The sequence below is a fragment of the Clostridium caldaquaticum genome, from assembly GCF_023806125.1.
GTDB lineage: Bacteria > Bacillota > Clostridia > Clostridiales > Clostridiaceae > Clostridium_AT > Clostridium_AT caldaquaticum.
Window position 1 is genome coordinate 165484 of sequence record NZ_JAMSKT010000003.1, and the last position, 14883, is coordinate 180366.

At 31.2% G+C, this 14883-nt stretch carries 14 protein-coding genes; 5 read left to right on the forward strand and 9 right to left on the reverse strand.

What is annotated here, in order from left to right:
* Nucleotides 1-15: 15 nt before the first annotated feature.
* On the reverse strand, nucleotides 16-2673 hold the full coding sequence (locus M2651_RS03040; RefSeq protein WP_252130859.1) for a sigma-54-dependent transcriptional regulator: 2658 nt from the start codon (nucleotides 2671-2673) through the stop codon (nucleotides 16-18).
* Between the two features lie 505 nt (nucleotides 2674-3178).
* Here M2651_RS03040 and M2651_RS03045 point away from each other — a divergent pair.
* The 5 genes from M2651_RS03045 (at nucleotide 3179) to M2651_RS03065 (ending at nucleotide 7114) form a co-directional block, all read left to right on the forward strand.
* A complete protein-coding gene (locus M2651_RS03045) occupies nucleotides 3179-3511 on the forward strand; it encodes a PTS sugar transporter subunit IIA (protein ID WP_252130860.1) in 333 nt (110 codons plus the stop codon).
* A 58-nt stretch (nucleotides 3512-3569) separates the two neighbouring features.
* Nucleotides 3570-3881, forward strand: a complete 312-nt coding sequence (locus M2651_RS03050) for a PTS sugar transporter subunit IIB (protein WP_252130861.1) — start codon at nucleotides 3570-3572, stop codon at nucleotides 3879-3881.
* Nucleotides 3882-3916: 35 nt separating this feature from the next.
* Entirely contained in the window at nucleotides 3917-5326 is a 1410-nt protein-coding gene (locus M2651_RS03055) for a GH1 family beta-glucosidase (RefSeq protein WP_252130862.1), read from the forward strand.
* Nucleotides 5327-5385: 59 nt separating this feature from the next.
* On the forward strand, nucleotides 5386-6705 hold the full coding sequence (locus tag M2651_RS03060; RefSeq protein WP_252130863.1) for a PTS sugar transporter subunit IIC: 1320 nt from the start codon (nucleotides 5386-5388) through the stop codon (nucleotides 6703-6705).
* A 130-nt stretch (nucleotides 6706-6835) separates the two neighbouring features.
* Nucleotides 6836-7114: a hypothetical protein gene (locus M2651_RS03065; RefSeq protein WP_252130864.1), complete on the forward strand. Its 279-nt coding sequence runs from the start codon at nucleotides 6836-6838 to the stop codon at nucleotides 7112-7114.
* Nucleotides 7115-7181: 67 nt separating this feature from the next.
* On the opposite strand, the gene M2651_RS03070 is transcribed toward M2651_RS03065, so the two are convergent.
* The 8 genes from M2651_RS03070 to M2651_RS03105 form a co-directional block, all read right to left on the reverse strand.
* On the reverse strand, nucleotides 7182-7346 hold the full coding sequence (locus M2651_RS03070) for a hypothetical protein (RefSeq protein WP_252130865.1): 165 nt from the start codon (nucleotides 7344-7346) through the stop codon (nucleotides 7182-7184).
* A 189-nt stretch (nucleotides 7347-7535) separates the two neighbouring features.
* The gene (gene rpe / locus M2651_RS03075; protein ID WP_252130866.1) at nucleotides 7536-8258 is read right to left on the reverse strand and encodes a ribulose-phosphate 3-epimerase; all 723 of its coding nucleotides are present in this window, start codon (nucleotides 8256-8258) and stop codon (nucleotides 7536-7538) included.
* Entirely contained in the window at nucleotides 8259-9191 is a 933-nt protein-coding gene (rbsK, locus tag M2651_RS03080) for a ribokinase (RefSeq protein WP_252130867.1), read from the reverse strand.
* Nucleotides 9192-9226: 35 nt separating this feature from the next.
* A complete protein-coding gene (locus M2651_RS03085) occupies nucleotides 9227-10171 on the reverse strand; it encodes a sugar phosphate isomerase/epimerase family protein (protein WP_252130868.1) in 945 nt (314 codons plus the stop codon).
* A gap of 25 nt (nucleotides 10172-10196) precedes the next feature.
* Nucleotides 10197-11699: a sugar ABC transporter ATP-binding protein gene (locus M2651_RS03090; protein ID WP_252130869.1), complete on the reverse strand. Its 1503-nt coding sequence runs from the start codon at nucleotides 11697-11699 to the stop codon at nucleotides 10197-10199.
* Nucleotides 11700-11746: 47 nt separating this feature from the next.
* Entirely contained in the window at nucleotides 11747-12523 is a 777-nt protein-coding gene (locus tag M2651_RS03095) for a DeoR/GlpR family DNA-binding transcription regulator (protein WP_252130870.1), read from the reverse strand.
* Nucleotides 12524-12733: 210 nt separating this feature from the next.
* A complete protein-coding gene (locus M2651_RS03100; protein WP_252130871.1) occupies nucleotides 12734-13789 on the reverse strand; it encodes an autoinducer 2 ABC transporter substrate-binding protein in 1056 nt (351 codons plus the stop codon).
* Between the two features lie 82 nt (nucleotides 13790-13871).
* Nucleotides 13872-14879, reverse strand: a complete 1008-nt coding sequence (locus M2651_RS03105) for an ABC transporter permease (RefSeq protein WP_252130872.1) — start codon at nucleotides 14877-14879, stop codon at nucleotides 13872-13874.
* Between the last annotated feature and the right edge of the window lie 4 nt (nucleotides 14880-14883).

The window sequence follows — 14883 nt, forward strand, 5'->3', positions numbered from 1 at the left end:
ATTCATTAAAAACGCTTATACTAAAAAGAAACTCATAATATAGCAAATTTCATCATCGGATATATTAATAAAATATTTATTGTATAAAAATACAAAATTTTCCTTTACTGTATCATATATTCCCTTATTTTTTAATATATAATCATCTTTTTCAGGATATTCTACTGATATATCACCTTTTTTAAGCCTGTTTATCATAAAAGCTAAATGCAGAATTAAACCAATTAAACTCTCATCTTTTAATTTTATAGATAACTTATCCTCAAGCCTTCTTATATAAATCATAATATCCTTATAAAGTTCAGTTCCATCAAGATTTTCTACGTTTTGCTTTATTATTACAGGCATTTTCATAAGAGTAGTTTTAACATCTATAGCTTCCTGAAGTGCCTTTATCTCTCTCATATTTAGCACATCATACATGCTGTATTGTTTTATATCTATATCTACATGAAATGGAGAAACAATAAACAGAATCTCTTTTTCTTGCAATATTTCATTTAACTTTTGTATATAATAATTCTTGTCTAAACAGTTCAGAGTTATTATTTCAAATAAATCTTTATCATACCTAAGATTGTTATTTAAAAAACTTTTAAGTGCTATAGAACCTCCTTCACCTGTTAAACAAGCTGTTATTATAGCCACTTTAGTTTTATCACTTTTAGGCTCTTTCAGCACTCGGCTTATTTCAAAGTAAGAGTTCACTTGCAAAACTTCCCTGTATATTTCCTCCAAAGAGAGTCCTAAAAGAGCTTTTCTAGCTGATTCCAGTACATGAAGTGTTGAAACTAAAGGTATTACTTTTACAGGAACTTTAAATTCCTGCTCTATAGCCTCCCCAAAGGTAGTCAACGACCCCATATCAACAAGTAAAAGATACCCTCTGTCATTTACTTCTTCAGCTACAAGCTTTTTTAATTTTTCAAGCACAATAACAGGACTTTCTTCTATTGGCGCATTTATACCAATTACATGATTTTCACCCAGAAGTTTATTAGCTACGGCTGCCATTGAAGTTGCTGTAGTTTCACCATGAGCAATCAGAATAATTTTAACTTTGTTAATATTATTCTTAAATTTTTCTTCTGGCAGAAGAAAAATTGTTAAATAGCCTGCCTCATCTTCCGATATAGAACGATGTACATGTTTTTCAATAATAGCTTTAGCACCAAGAGCTACCTTAAATTCTTCAGGATACAATTGCTTGATTTTATCCAGCTGAGGGTTATTTACAGTTTTATCATTATTTACTCTATTAATAAGAGTATTTATGTGTAATGCTAAAGCAGTATAAGTATTATTATTTAAATTTCTCTTCAGCTCCAAAGATACATAGTACACAACCTTATCTATACACTCTAATATATCTTCACTTACAATGCTTAATAAATTTTTTCTATTTATATCTTCAGATATTCCGCTGATATGCTTTTCAAAATATTTAGTTATATCCTTCTCTAATATATTTTCTATAGCAATTTCTGCTATACCCTCTGATTTAAGTCTTTCCAGTTTTTCTTCGATTAATTTATAAATGCCATTATCCTCGTACCTTAGCGTATTATCAACTTCTAAAGAATCTGAAAATCTGAAATACTCTATTTCTTCACCAACAAGCTTATTCCATAAAATTCTATGCTCCTTTTCTTTATAGAGTCCTTCCTTAATATAAAATGGAAGACTGCCGCTATAAATTCTTACATCATTTTTTGTATTTGTAAGAAATTCAGAATAAGCTTTGGCGCATATAAGCTGAATATCACTTTTTAATTGTCCCACATTACCTGGGCAATCATAAGATAAAAATGCTCTCATTGTGTTTAAAGATACATATATATCTTTATTTATTTTTACACTTTCTTGTCTGAAAAAATTTTTAATCAAATAAAGCCTTTCTTCCAGCGACCTTTGCTTTAAAGAAGGTATTCTTATCATCATAGGAATTCTTCGTATAAAAGTTTTAAGCAGTGCTGAATTAGGATCTTCGGTAGTAGCTGAAATAATAAGTACATCTGCTTTTCTTATTTCACAATCACCCATTCGCCTGAAACAGCCAGTATCAAGAAATGTAAATAATATTTCCTGTCCTTCTGGCGGAAGCCTATGAACTTCATCTAAAAACAGTACTCCTCCATCAGCCTTCTCCAATAAACCAGGCCTGTCCGCCTCTGCTCCTGTATAAGTACCCTTTTTAACACCAAAAAGCTGAGATGTAAGAAGTTGAGGATTATTACAATAATCAGCACAGTTAAACACTATAAAAGGTGAGTTTTCTTTTCGTCTATTCATTTCTATAGCATATTCATACATTAAAGAAGCAAACATAGATTTTCCTACACCCGTATCCCCCAATATTAAAGAAGGAATACCTTTTGGAGGATACAATATAGCTGCTTTCATCTGTTCAACAGCTTGTTTTAAACTCATATTATTTTTAACTATTTGGTCAAGCTTGCTTTCCTTGCTTATATTATTTTTATCTTTTGCAATTGTAAAAAGTACTGGACGCCCAGAAGATTTTTGTACTTTTCCTTCTTTACAAAGATTATTTAACACATGGCTTACGTTAGCTCTAGTCATGCCAAGTACAGACGCTAGTGTTTGAGCATCAATACCTTTACTATCGTTTAACTCTAATAGTCTTGTATAAATCAGTTCTTTATTATTCATAGTTATATCCCTCCTTCGTTAGTAAACTTATAAAAACTTCTGCAAAGCTAAATCCGTAATCGTTTAGTATGTTCATTATAAACATTATATTCAAATAATATTTATATTTCAATAGTGTTTAAAAAACTTAAACACTATTGAAATATAAAAAAATCAGTTCTATAAATTTAAACACTAATAATTTAAATTTTAAACACTTTTGAATTTATGTAAACATTATCAATAATCAAAGTAATTGCATATCTAAATTAAAAAAGTCGTAAAAATATTTTTTTCGGCATCAAAAACCTGTTTTTCAGTATATTTTACAAAGAAATCTAATAGCAAACATTAAAATTTAGAGTTTTGGCATAAATTTTGCTAAGTATATAAGTGAAAAATTAATATGCCAAAGACTTAATAAAAACTAATAAACAGTTAAAAGTCAGTGTTTGGCATAAATTTTGCTAATAAATATTGCATCAGATATTTATAATTATTTAAATCAACTGAGGAGGGAACACTGATGAGTGAAATGGAACAAATTATTATGAATATTATTATCTATGCAGGTGATGCAAAATCTCACGCTTATGAAGCCTTACGAAAAGTAAACGAAGGAGATTATACAGGTGCAGATGAAGAAATGAAAAAAGCAGAAGAATCACTTGAAGTAGCACATAATGCACAAACATCTCTGCTTCATAAAGAAGCTAATGGAGAAAAAATGGAAATGTCAGTTTTATTTGTTCACTCACAAGACCATTTAATGACAACAATAACAGAAAAAAATTTAATTGAACAAATCATAGAACTTAGAAAGCTCATTAATCCAATATTGAGCAAAAACAATAACTAGAAGTTATCAATAATATAAACTTAAATATATAGTATAAATTTAAAAGGAGGAATTTTTTATGATTAAAATCAGATTATTTTGTGCTGCAGGTATGTCTACTAGCGTATTAGTTAACAAAATGAAGAAGGCTGCTGAAGCAAAAGGAATTGAGGTGGATATAGAAGCTTTCTCAGAAAACACCATGGCTAAAAATTTAGATGGAGTTGATGTGGCACTGCTTGGACCTCAAGTTGGTTATACACTGCCAAAAGCTAAAAAAATATGTGGTGAAAAAGGAGTTCCAGTAGATGTAATACCTATGGTAGATTATGGAATGATGAATGGTGAAAAAGTTTTAGCTCTAGCTTTAAAATTAGCAGAAAAAAAATAGTATAAAAGCGTCAGTGCAAAGGAGTGACTTTTTAAATGAAATTTCCACACGATTTCTTATTCGGTGCAGCTTCAGCTTCCTATCAGGTAGAAGGTGCATGGAATGAGGATGGAAAGGGTATTTCAAACTGGGATGTATTCTCAAAAATACCTGGAAAAACTTATAAAAATACCAACGGAGATATTTCTGTAGATCATTATCATAGATATAAAGAAGATATTAAACTAATGTCTGAAATAGGATTGGAATCGTATAGATTTTCAATCTCTTGGCCAAGAATTATTCCGGATGGAGATGGACAAGTTAACGAAAAAGGTTTGGATTTTTACAATAATTTAATAGACGAATGTTTAAAATATGGAATTGTACCTTTTGTAACCTTATATCATTGGGATTTACCACAAACCTTAGAAGAATGCGGAGGATGGACAAACAAAAGGACTGTAGATGCATTTGTAAAATATGCTAACGTTTGTTTTAATGCCTTTGGTGATAGAGTTAAACATTGGATAACATTTAATGAAACAATTGTATTTACTTCCTTAGGGTATTTGGCAGGCGCTCATCCACCAGGCATAAAAAACGATATTAAAAAATATTTTCAGGCAACTCATAATGTGTTTACTGCACACGCAAGAGCTGTAAAAGACTATAAAGCGCTTAGGCAATTTGGAGAAATCGGTATAACTCATGTATTTTCTCCAGCCTTTAGTGCAGATGAAAAAGAAGAAAATAAGCTGGCTGCCTATCATGCAAATCAATATAGTTTAGCCTGGTATTATGATCCTGTACTAAAAGGTGAATATCCAGATTATGTTGTAAAGCAGCTTGAAGAAAAAGGCTGGACTCCAGATTGGACAGAGGAAGAATTAAGTATCATTAAAACTTCTGCTGCAAGTAATGATTTTATCGGTTTAAATTATTATCAGCCGCAAAGAGTCATTAAAAATAATAACTCAGATGAAGTTATAGAAAGAACAAGGGAAAATTCTACCGGAGCACCCGGAAACGCTTCCTTTGATGGTGTTTACAGGACAGTAAAGATGGAGGATAAAGTTTATACTAAATGGGGCTGGGAGATATCTCCTGAGGCTTTCTTTGAAGGCTTGAAAATGCTTAAGGCTCATTATGGAGATATAAAAATATATATTACAGAAAACGGATTAGGAGATGAAGATCCTATTATTGAAGGTGAAATAGTAGATGTGCCTAGAATCAAATATATTGAAACCCATTTAAAAGCAGTTAAAAATGCTATTGCTGAAGGTATAAATATAAAAGGCTACTATGCATGGTCAGCAATTGACCTATTAAGCTGGTTAAACGGCTATAAAAAACAATACGGATTCATTTATGTAGATCATAATAATAATTTAAACAGAAAGATAAAATTATCTGGTTACTGGTATAAAAAGATTATTAAAGAAAGAGGTGAAAACCTTTAATTTGAAAAACTAAGTATAAAATTAAATTAAAATATAAAGTTTCAAGGAGGTTTTAAAATATGTCAGATCAACAAAAATTAATGGACAAAGTGGTTCCTGCTGTAATGAAATTTGTTAATACTAAAGCTGTTATTGCTTTAAAAGATGGTATAATGTATACCATGCCTTTAAGTTTAGTTGGTTCAATCTTTCTTCTGTTAGCTCAGATACCTTACAAACCATTTAATGACTGGGTTGCCAGCATTTTCGGACCAAACTGGATTAATCCTCTGCTTAAAATATACAACGGTTCCTTTGCACTCATGGCTTTAGCTGCTGTTATGGGTATAGCCTATACCTATACTAAAAATGAAGGACATGAAGGTCTGCCTGCTGCAATTATAGCTTTATGTTCATTAGTAATTTTAATACCAGGTACAGTAACTGCAATTGGTGCAGATAAAAAAGAAATTATTGTAGGCGGAGTATTACCTTCAGACTGGCTTGGCGGTAAAGGTATGGTACTTTCCATAATAGTAGGGTTACTTGTAGGATATGTGTACTCATTATTCTTAACTAAGAAGATAACAATTAAAATGCCTGAAGAAGTTCCAGCAGGTGTTGCAAAACAATTTACAGCTTTAATACCAGCACTTGCTATATTCACCGGATTAATGCTTGTAAATATATTATTCTCAACTGTATTTAACAGTACTTTTGCTGAATGGATATTCAAAACACTTCAAACACCTCTGCAAGGTGTAACAGACTCATTAATAGGAGTATTTATAATGGGTGCAGTTATTCCTTTCTTCTGGTGGTTTGGTGTACATGGTGCTAACATTGTAGGCGGAGTTATGAGTCCTATTTATACAGCAAATCAGCTTGCAAACCAGGCAATACTTGACAGCGGAAAAGCTTTAACATTAGATAACGGAGCTCATATTATAACCGAACAATTCCAATCATTATTTGTAACTGTTACAGGTTCCGGACTTACTATAGGTCTTGTAATAGCTATGCTTCTGGCTGCAAAATCTGCACAGTCAAAAACTTTAGGAAAACTTGCAGTATGGCCTGCTATTTTTAATATAAACGAACCAGTTACTTTCGGTTTCCCAATAGTAATGAACCCATTTATGTTTATACCGTTTGTTTTTGTTCCTCTTGTATCAGCTGTAGCAACTTATTTTGCATTTAAAATAGGATTCCTTCACCCATTTTCAGCAGTAACAGTGCCATGGACAACTCCACCTATTATATCTGGATTTATTCTTCAAGGTTGGAAAGGTGCACTCTGGCAAATAGTGATAATAGCCTGGTCTACAGTTGCTTACTTCCCATTCTTTAAGAAACAGGATGCAATCAATCTTAAAGCAGAACAGGAATCAATGTCATAAGCACAAATAAATTTCTATAAAGCATATTAAACAAATTTTTAACCCAGCATTTTCATGAATTAAATTTCATGAAAAATGTTGGGTTAACCTTTGAACTTAATGACAAGCTTTTGAAAGGAGTTATGCAAAAATGAAATTATTCAAATTAAACGTTACAGGAAACATGGAAGAATTTAATATTAATTATACAGCCTCCTCAAATTTTATCGATTATAAGGATTGTGGATATGCTGGAAGTGAACAAGAAAAATACAGCTTGTTTCTTGAGGACTTATCAAAAAATGGAGGACCTCAGCCTGTAAATATTAAAGTAAAAATGACTACACAAACAACAGACAGAGCATTATCAAAAAATGAAGTATTATCTATAAAAGAAGTTAATGATTTTATAAAAAGACTAGGAAGGTAGTATCTTTTAAAATAAATCAATAACACAAGCTTGATAAATGCAAGATTTAACATTTATTAAGCTTGTGTTATTTTTTAGTTTTATAACTAACAAAACTTGTTAAAAACCATATTATTGCAATAAATATAAAGATTATCATGCCAATGATATCTTTAACTAAAAGTCTAGTTAATCCAATAAATAATAAAAGTAAACCAAAAAGTATCTGTATTTTCCACAGTTTTAACTTCATTATTATACGCCTCACTTCGATTAAATTACTTGCGTTATGGCTTAAATTTAACAATAGTTTACTATTTAATTATAAATTAATAACAAATAATTTGCAATTTATAAATGAGTTATTAGAATTGATATATATAATAAAAATAGTGAGTTCTAAAAATATTTTAGAACTCACTATTTTTATTATTTTAAATATCTAGAAGCTAATACTTTTATCCAATATCTTAGAACTAATGTTATTCCAGCTAGTATTTAATTCGTTTTCTAATGTTTGTATAAAAGCATTAAAACTTTTCTCAATAGTTTGACCCTTTTTAAACACACTAGAAGTTCCGCCAACTAAAATATCAGCTCCAGCTTTCACACACTTCTTTCCATTAATTACATCTATATTTCCATCTACAATTATTTCAATCTGCCTATTTGCATCTTTTATCATATTTTTTATAACTCTAATCTTTTGCAGCACAGAGGGAATAAATTTTTGTCCTGCAAACCCTGGCTCTACTGTCATAACAACTATGTAATCCAAATACTCTAAAAGATATTTAATTGTAGCTTCCGAGGTAGCCGGATTTATAGCTATGCCCGCCTTTAAACCTAACTCTTTTATTCTTTTTAAAGTTCTTATAGGACTTTTACTTGCTTCTAAATGAAAACCTATATAGGAAGCTCCTGCCTCTGCAAAAGATTCCACATACTTTTCTGGATTTTCCACCATCATGTGAACTTCAATAGGAATTTTTGCTATAGTTTTAATAGTTCTTACAACATCTTGGTTTAAAGAAAAATTTGGAACAAAATTACCATCCATAACGTCTATATGAAATAAGTATGAACCACAATCCTGTAAATCTTTAATATCCTTACCTAAGTTTAAAAAATCTGCACACATAATTGAAGGTGCAATTTTAATCATCTACCTTACCCCCTTTAAAAAATCTATAACTTCATAGTGATACGGTAGTGAGGGCTGAGCTCCAAACCTTGTTGCTGTAATAGCACCTACTGCACTAGCATAGGTAACAGCTTCCTCTATGCTGTTACCTTGGCAATACTTAATAGTAAGAGCTGCTGTAAAACTGTCTCCTGCAGCTGTAGTATCTACTGGACTTACTTTAAAAGCTTTAATAAACTTATATCCTGAATTATCTCTTATAAGAGAACCTCTTTCTCCTAGCTTCATTACTACATACTTAGCTTCTGTTTCCTTTAATATAATTTCTGAGGCTTTAACAATATCCTCTATATTGTTTATTTCAATTCCAGTAAGCTTTTCTGCTTCCGTTTCATTAGGAGAGATAATTGTAACTCCCTTAAATTTATCAAGTGGTATTACCTGTGCTGGACCCGCATCTAGTATTACCGGTATATTTAATTTCCTCGCTTTTTCAATTATATAGCAAACTGTATCTAGAGGTATTTCAAGCTGAAGCAAAACTGCATCATATTTACAGCCTTTATTTAATAATCTATCTATATCCTCAAAGCTGACACCTGAATTTGCTCCTGGATAAACTATTATTCTATTGGCTCCATTTTCTTCAAGAAGAATAACAGCAATACCTGTAGCCGACTCTTCATCTTTGAAAACTCCTGAGATATCTACTTTGTTTTCTGTAAGATTATTTATAAGCATGTCTCCCCAATTGTCAGTTCCAACTCTGCCAACTAATGTAACATTTGCATCTAGCCTTGAAACTGCAACTGCCTGATTAGCTCCTTTACCACCTGGAATATAATTTATCTCTTTTCCAAGAGTACTTTCTCCCTCTTTAGGTACATATTTAGTCTGAAGAACCATATCCATGTTTATGCTTCCAATTACCAGAATATTTGTTTTATTAATCATGTTATTCACTTCCTCATTATATCTATTGATTCATACTATTTTAACAATTCATTTTCTCGTTCAATAAAATATCTATAAGAATCTATAACAAGCTTGTCTAAAACTTTTTTATCGGGTTTTCCGTACATTGCTGGATATGGTGCTCCTCCTGGACCTAATGGTTCTGGTGTTACAAAACCTCCATATTGATTATATCCAATAAGATAAAGAGCCATTATAATTGTATCTATATCTAGGGAACCATCACCTAAAGCGCATCTATTACTGTCTGCCATATGTAAATTGAATAATCTGCTCCCTGCCTCTAATATTGCTTCTCCTATATGTTTTTCTTCAACTTGCATATGATAAACATCACCGTTTATATGCTGAACTCCTGGATGATTCACCGCATTTATATACTCTATTGCATCTTTTACTGTATGAACAAAACTAACTTCAGCAGAACGTATAGGCTCTATTGCAGCTTTAACATTATATTGAGTAAACAAATCAGCTACAAGGCTTAAAGTTTCTACACTTCTTTCAAATTCCATATCATCGTAGGCATTACTTCTTCCTACAGCTCCTGGAACCACAAGAATATACTCCCCGCCAACCTTGTTTGTAAATTCAATTTCTCTTTTCAAATAATCTATTGCAGCTTGTCTTTGCATAGCTCTATTACTGGATAGATCATTATCTTCTGAAAACATTCCACAAACACCAGCTACCTTTATACCATATTCATTTAAAATCTTTAAAGTTTCCTCTGGTTTATACCCCAAGTCTGATCCATAGTGATTGCCATGCAGCTCTATGTATTTAATCCCAGCCCTAGATAGACGTTCTGCTGAATCAGCTAACGACTCCATACCAAAACCCCAATTACTCCAAGAAAAGTTTAATCTTTTTTGAAATCTTTCTGGATTTTCTGACTTTAATTTTAAAAAAGATTCTCTAATCTTTTCATTTTTTAATTCAAAATTCTGTTTTTTCATTACAATACCCCCATATTTTACTAAATTATTCACTTTCTCCTGAAGCATAATAAAGAATTTTTTCTTTATTAGCCTCTCCTTTTTTCATTTCCTTTACAATTGTTCCTCGTCTCATAACCATTATCCTGTCGCACATGCCTAAAAGTTCTGATATATCTGAGGATATATATATTACTGAAGCTCCAGACCTTACTACCTCATTTAAAATATTGTAAACATCCACCTTAGAGGATACATCAATACCACTTGTAGGATTATTCAATATAAGTATCTTTGAACTCTTAAACAGCCATTTTGCTAATAGTACCTTTTTCTTTGTACCACCGCTTAGGTATTTTACTTTATCCTGAGGCTTGTTTACCTTAATACCTAACATTTTGATATACTTTAAAGCATTTTCATTTTTAACTTTCTCATTTATGTAAAAATAACCAGATAACCCCTCTACGTTTGAGCTTATAATATTATTTGAAACGCTCATCTGTGATATTAACCCTTCTCCATCTTTATTAGAATTAACATAACATATTCCATTTTTAACAGAGTCCTCAGTTCCCTTTGGTTCAAATTTCTTCCCTTTTACATATATAATCCCCTTAGTTTTAGTTTCAATGCCAAATAAAACGTTTGCAAGCGCAGTCTTTCCAGAACCTCTTAAGCCTGTTATCCCAAGTATTTCTCCTTTTTTTAAACTAAAAGAAACATCTTTTAATTTATCATCAACACTTAAATCCTTTACAATCAAAACTTCTTTTCCAAGCTTAACCTCTAATTTAGGATATCTGTCTTTAATTTCTTCGCCTGCTATCATTTTTATTATTTTATTTGAACTTATTTCATTTTTATTGCTAATGGATGAGGTTTTTCCATCCTTTAATACTGTAACTCTATCTGCAATATTTTTAATTTCATTAATTTGATGAGAAATATAAATAATAGAAACTCCTGAAGCCTTTAAATCCATAATAACTTTAGTTAAGCTTTCGATTTCCAAGGCATTTAAGGCTGCAGTAGGCTCATCCATAATGATTATTTTAGAATTGTTGCTTATTGCTCTTGCAACCTCAATCATCTTTTTCTTTCCAAAGTCTAAATTACTAACATAGACCTTAGGATTAACTTTTACATTAAGCTCATTTAACAATTTCACTGTCTGCTTGTACAGCTTTCTCCAACTTATAATTTTAGTAAATCCTAAATTTATGGTTGGCTCATGACCTGCAAAAATATTTTCAGCTACAGTCATATTGTCAAACAATCTGTAATCTTGAAAAACTGTTCCTATACCTAAGTTTTCAGCCTGTTTTGGATTACGGATACTTACACTCTTTCCATCTAGAATTATTTCTCCTTCATCCATACTATAAATTCCAGCAAGTATATTTATTAGTGTAGATTTACCCGAACCATTTTCTCCTACTAAGGCATGAACTTCTCCCTTATAAAGTGAAAAATTCGCACCATTTAAAACAAGGTTACCATTAAATTGTTTATGGATATTATTCATTTGCAAAAGCAATTCTTTCATGGTAGTATTTTACCTCCGAATACCACAATATAGAATTTCACAAAACTTTATTCAATTGCATAAGATGTATACAGCTTTATATAATTGTCATAATAATATTTTTTATATTCTTCTGGTACTTCTTTATTGCTAACTACCTTTTGAAACATATCCAAGTCACCAAGCTTTGTAAAACTAGGGGTATTGAATGCAGTGAAATGAGCAACTGCTATTACTTCGTTAGAAATATCCATAATTTTTTTTATTATTTCTACCACTTCATAATTTTCCATAGAATACCCAAACTTTAAATGAATACCTTCCACTTCTACAAAAGCTTTATTTACAAAAGTATTTTTTAAAACATCTAAAACATAAGGACCAACTAAAACACCTGAATTATTCAGAAGATTTCCTCCTGTAACTACTACTTTGACTTCTGGATTATCATAAAGTTCTGAAGCTACAAATATATCATTAGTTATTACTAATAAATTTTTAACGTCATTAAGCTTTTTTGCAATGTACCTGCATATTTTCCCACCAGATAAAAAAATTGCCTCATCACCCTTTATCATATTTATTACAATTTCACTAATTAATTCATAATCCTTTATGATATCTTCATCAGTTTTTTGCAAATCTTCAGATTTTGAAATAAACTCTTTATTCAATACTGCTCCACCATAAGTTTTTACAATAAGTCCTTCTTTCTGAAGCTTATCAAGGTCTCGTCTAATCGTAACCTCAGAAACACCTATTGTTTCACTTAAGTTTTGTACATCAACATATTGTTTTTCTAATATAATTTCTCTTATTTTTTCCAATCTCTGAGCACCAAACATGAAGAAGATTCTCCTTTTATTTATAAGATTTAAACATATAATTTACTTAATAAATATCCAATTTAAAAGTTAATCTTAGCAGCCTAATTAATATTATAATAAATTACAACAGCTTACAGCTAGATATATATAATTATACATAAATTTCTCTTAGATAAATAGAATTTAAGTAAAAAAAGCTCTTATAATAAGAGCTTTTTTATTCTAAATTTAGAAATTAAATTGATCTACATTATCCTTAGTAAAATCAGATGGCGCTCCCATTATAATAGTTTTACCATCTGATTCTACTTTAATTTTTCCAACGTTTGGAATATCCATTCCATCTTTTATTTCTTTATCTTCAAGCTTCATCTTTGCAAGAGCTACTGTTAAGTATCCAAGTTTTCCTGGATCCCAAAGTACTGCAGTATCTAAAGAACCATCTGATAAGTATTTCTTTGAATCATTTGGAAGTGCACTACCTACAACAGCAATTTTATCTTGTAAACCTTTTTCTTGAACAGCCTGAGCAGCTCCAAGCGGTGCTGGTGTACTAACAGCAACTATACCCTTTAAGTTTGGATATGCCTTTATAAGCTCTAAAGTCTTTTGATACGCAACTTGTTGTTTTTCATCTGTAGGAACCTTATCAGTTACAAGCTTAAGATTTGGATACTTAGTTTTAGCATAGCTGGAACCTGCTTCAATCCATCCATTTAAGTTAGCAGCTGATAAACCTCCAGTTAGAATTGCATATTCCCCACTATCTGTTCCCATTTTCTTTACCATCTCATCCCAAAGATGTTGACCATATTCTTTGTCATCAATTTGATGTACTGAAAGTGCAACCAAATCCTTATCTGCAGGAGTATCCCAGTCCATAACTAAAATACCTTTATCTTTTGCTTTCTTTAAAACTGGCTTTAATGCTGCAGCATCATTTGGTGCTACTGCAATAGCATCAACACCCTTACTAATTAAGTCTTCAATCATTTTAACTTGCTCAGCTGCATCAGCCTTTGTAGGCCCAGTATAAGTAACTTCTACACCTAAATCCTGACCTGCCTTTTTTGCACCTTCTTCTGATGCATTGAAGTAAGGGATACCTACTAGCTTAGGCATAACAACAATTTTAAATTTTTTACTTCCTGATGCTTCAGTAGTTTTAGTTTCTGTTGATTTTGTTTGTGTACCAGTTGTTGCTTTGTTTGAACTTGAGCATCCTACAAAAATAGTGCTTACAAGTGCAACTGTGAGCATAATTGACATAGCTTTTTTTAACATAATTTTTCCCCCTTAACCCTTAATTAATAAATTTTTTATTTTATCCAATCTGATTTTTAAGCAGACTGGATTAATAACATTTTTAAGAAGATACAGCATTAACTTTTTTTACTGCTTTGTTTTTCCCTTTGATTTCAGTTCTTTTTGAACTAATGAAATTTATAGTTAATACTAATATCAATATACATCCCATGATAATATCAACAACATTTCTGTTAACTCCTAGGATATTTAATCCACTTGATAAAATTTGAAGTATTAAAGCAGCAGTTACTGTTCCTGTAACCTTACCATATCCTCCTGATACATCGGTGCCACCAAGTACAGCAGCTGCTACACTTTGCATCATATAAGATGAGCCATAGTCAACTTTAGCAGAATTGTATCTTGATATCATAATTATTGCAGCTAATCCACAAAGCAATCCCGAGTACAAGTATACTTTAAGCAAAACTTTCTTTATATTTATTCCTGAGTAGTTAGTTGCAGTGGGATTACATCCAACCATATAAACTTTTAGTCCCCATGGGGTATGCTCTAATTTAATTACTGTAGCAACGATAACAAAAACAAATATATACATCTGAATAGGTATGCCTAAGAAACTCTCGTTACCAAACCACATAAATTGATCTGGGAAACCTGATATTGCTCCTCCTTGAGTAAATTTAAGACTTATACCTTCAAACAATGTCATTGTTCCTAGTGTAGTCAGTATTGGTGAAACTCCAATATATGAAACTACAGTTCCATTTATAGCACCACATACTAGTGCGGTTAAAATAATTACAAATATTGCAACCAAAACTGTAATCATTGGATTTCCAGATTGGTTAAACTTAGAAAGTACAAAAGCACCAAGTATACCAGATAATGCAGCTGTAGATGAGAGAGATAGATTAATTCCACCTGTTACTAATACTACCATCATACCAAGTGCCATTATACCAAACTCTGGCAACTGCGAAGCCATAGACTGAAGATTATCTACACTTAAAAATCTATCCGGTGATAATATAGATAAAGTTATAAACAATAATGCCAGAATGACTATTAGTAAGACTTCTTTAGTAAATTTAATTTTACGCATATTT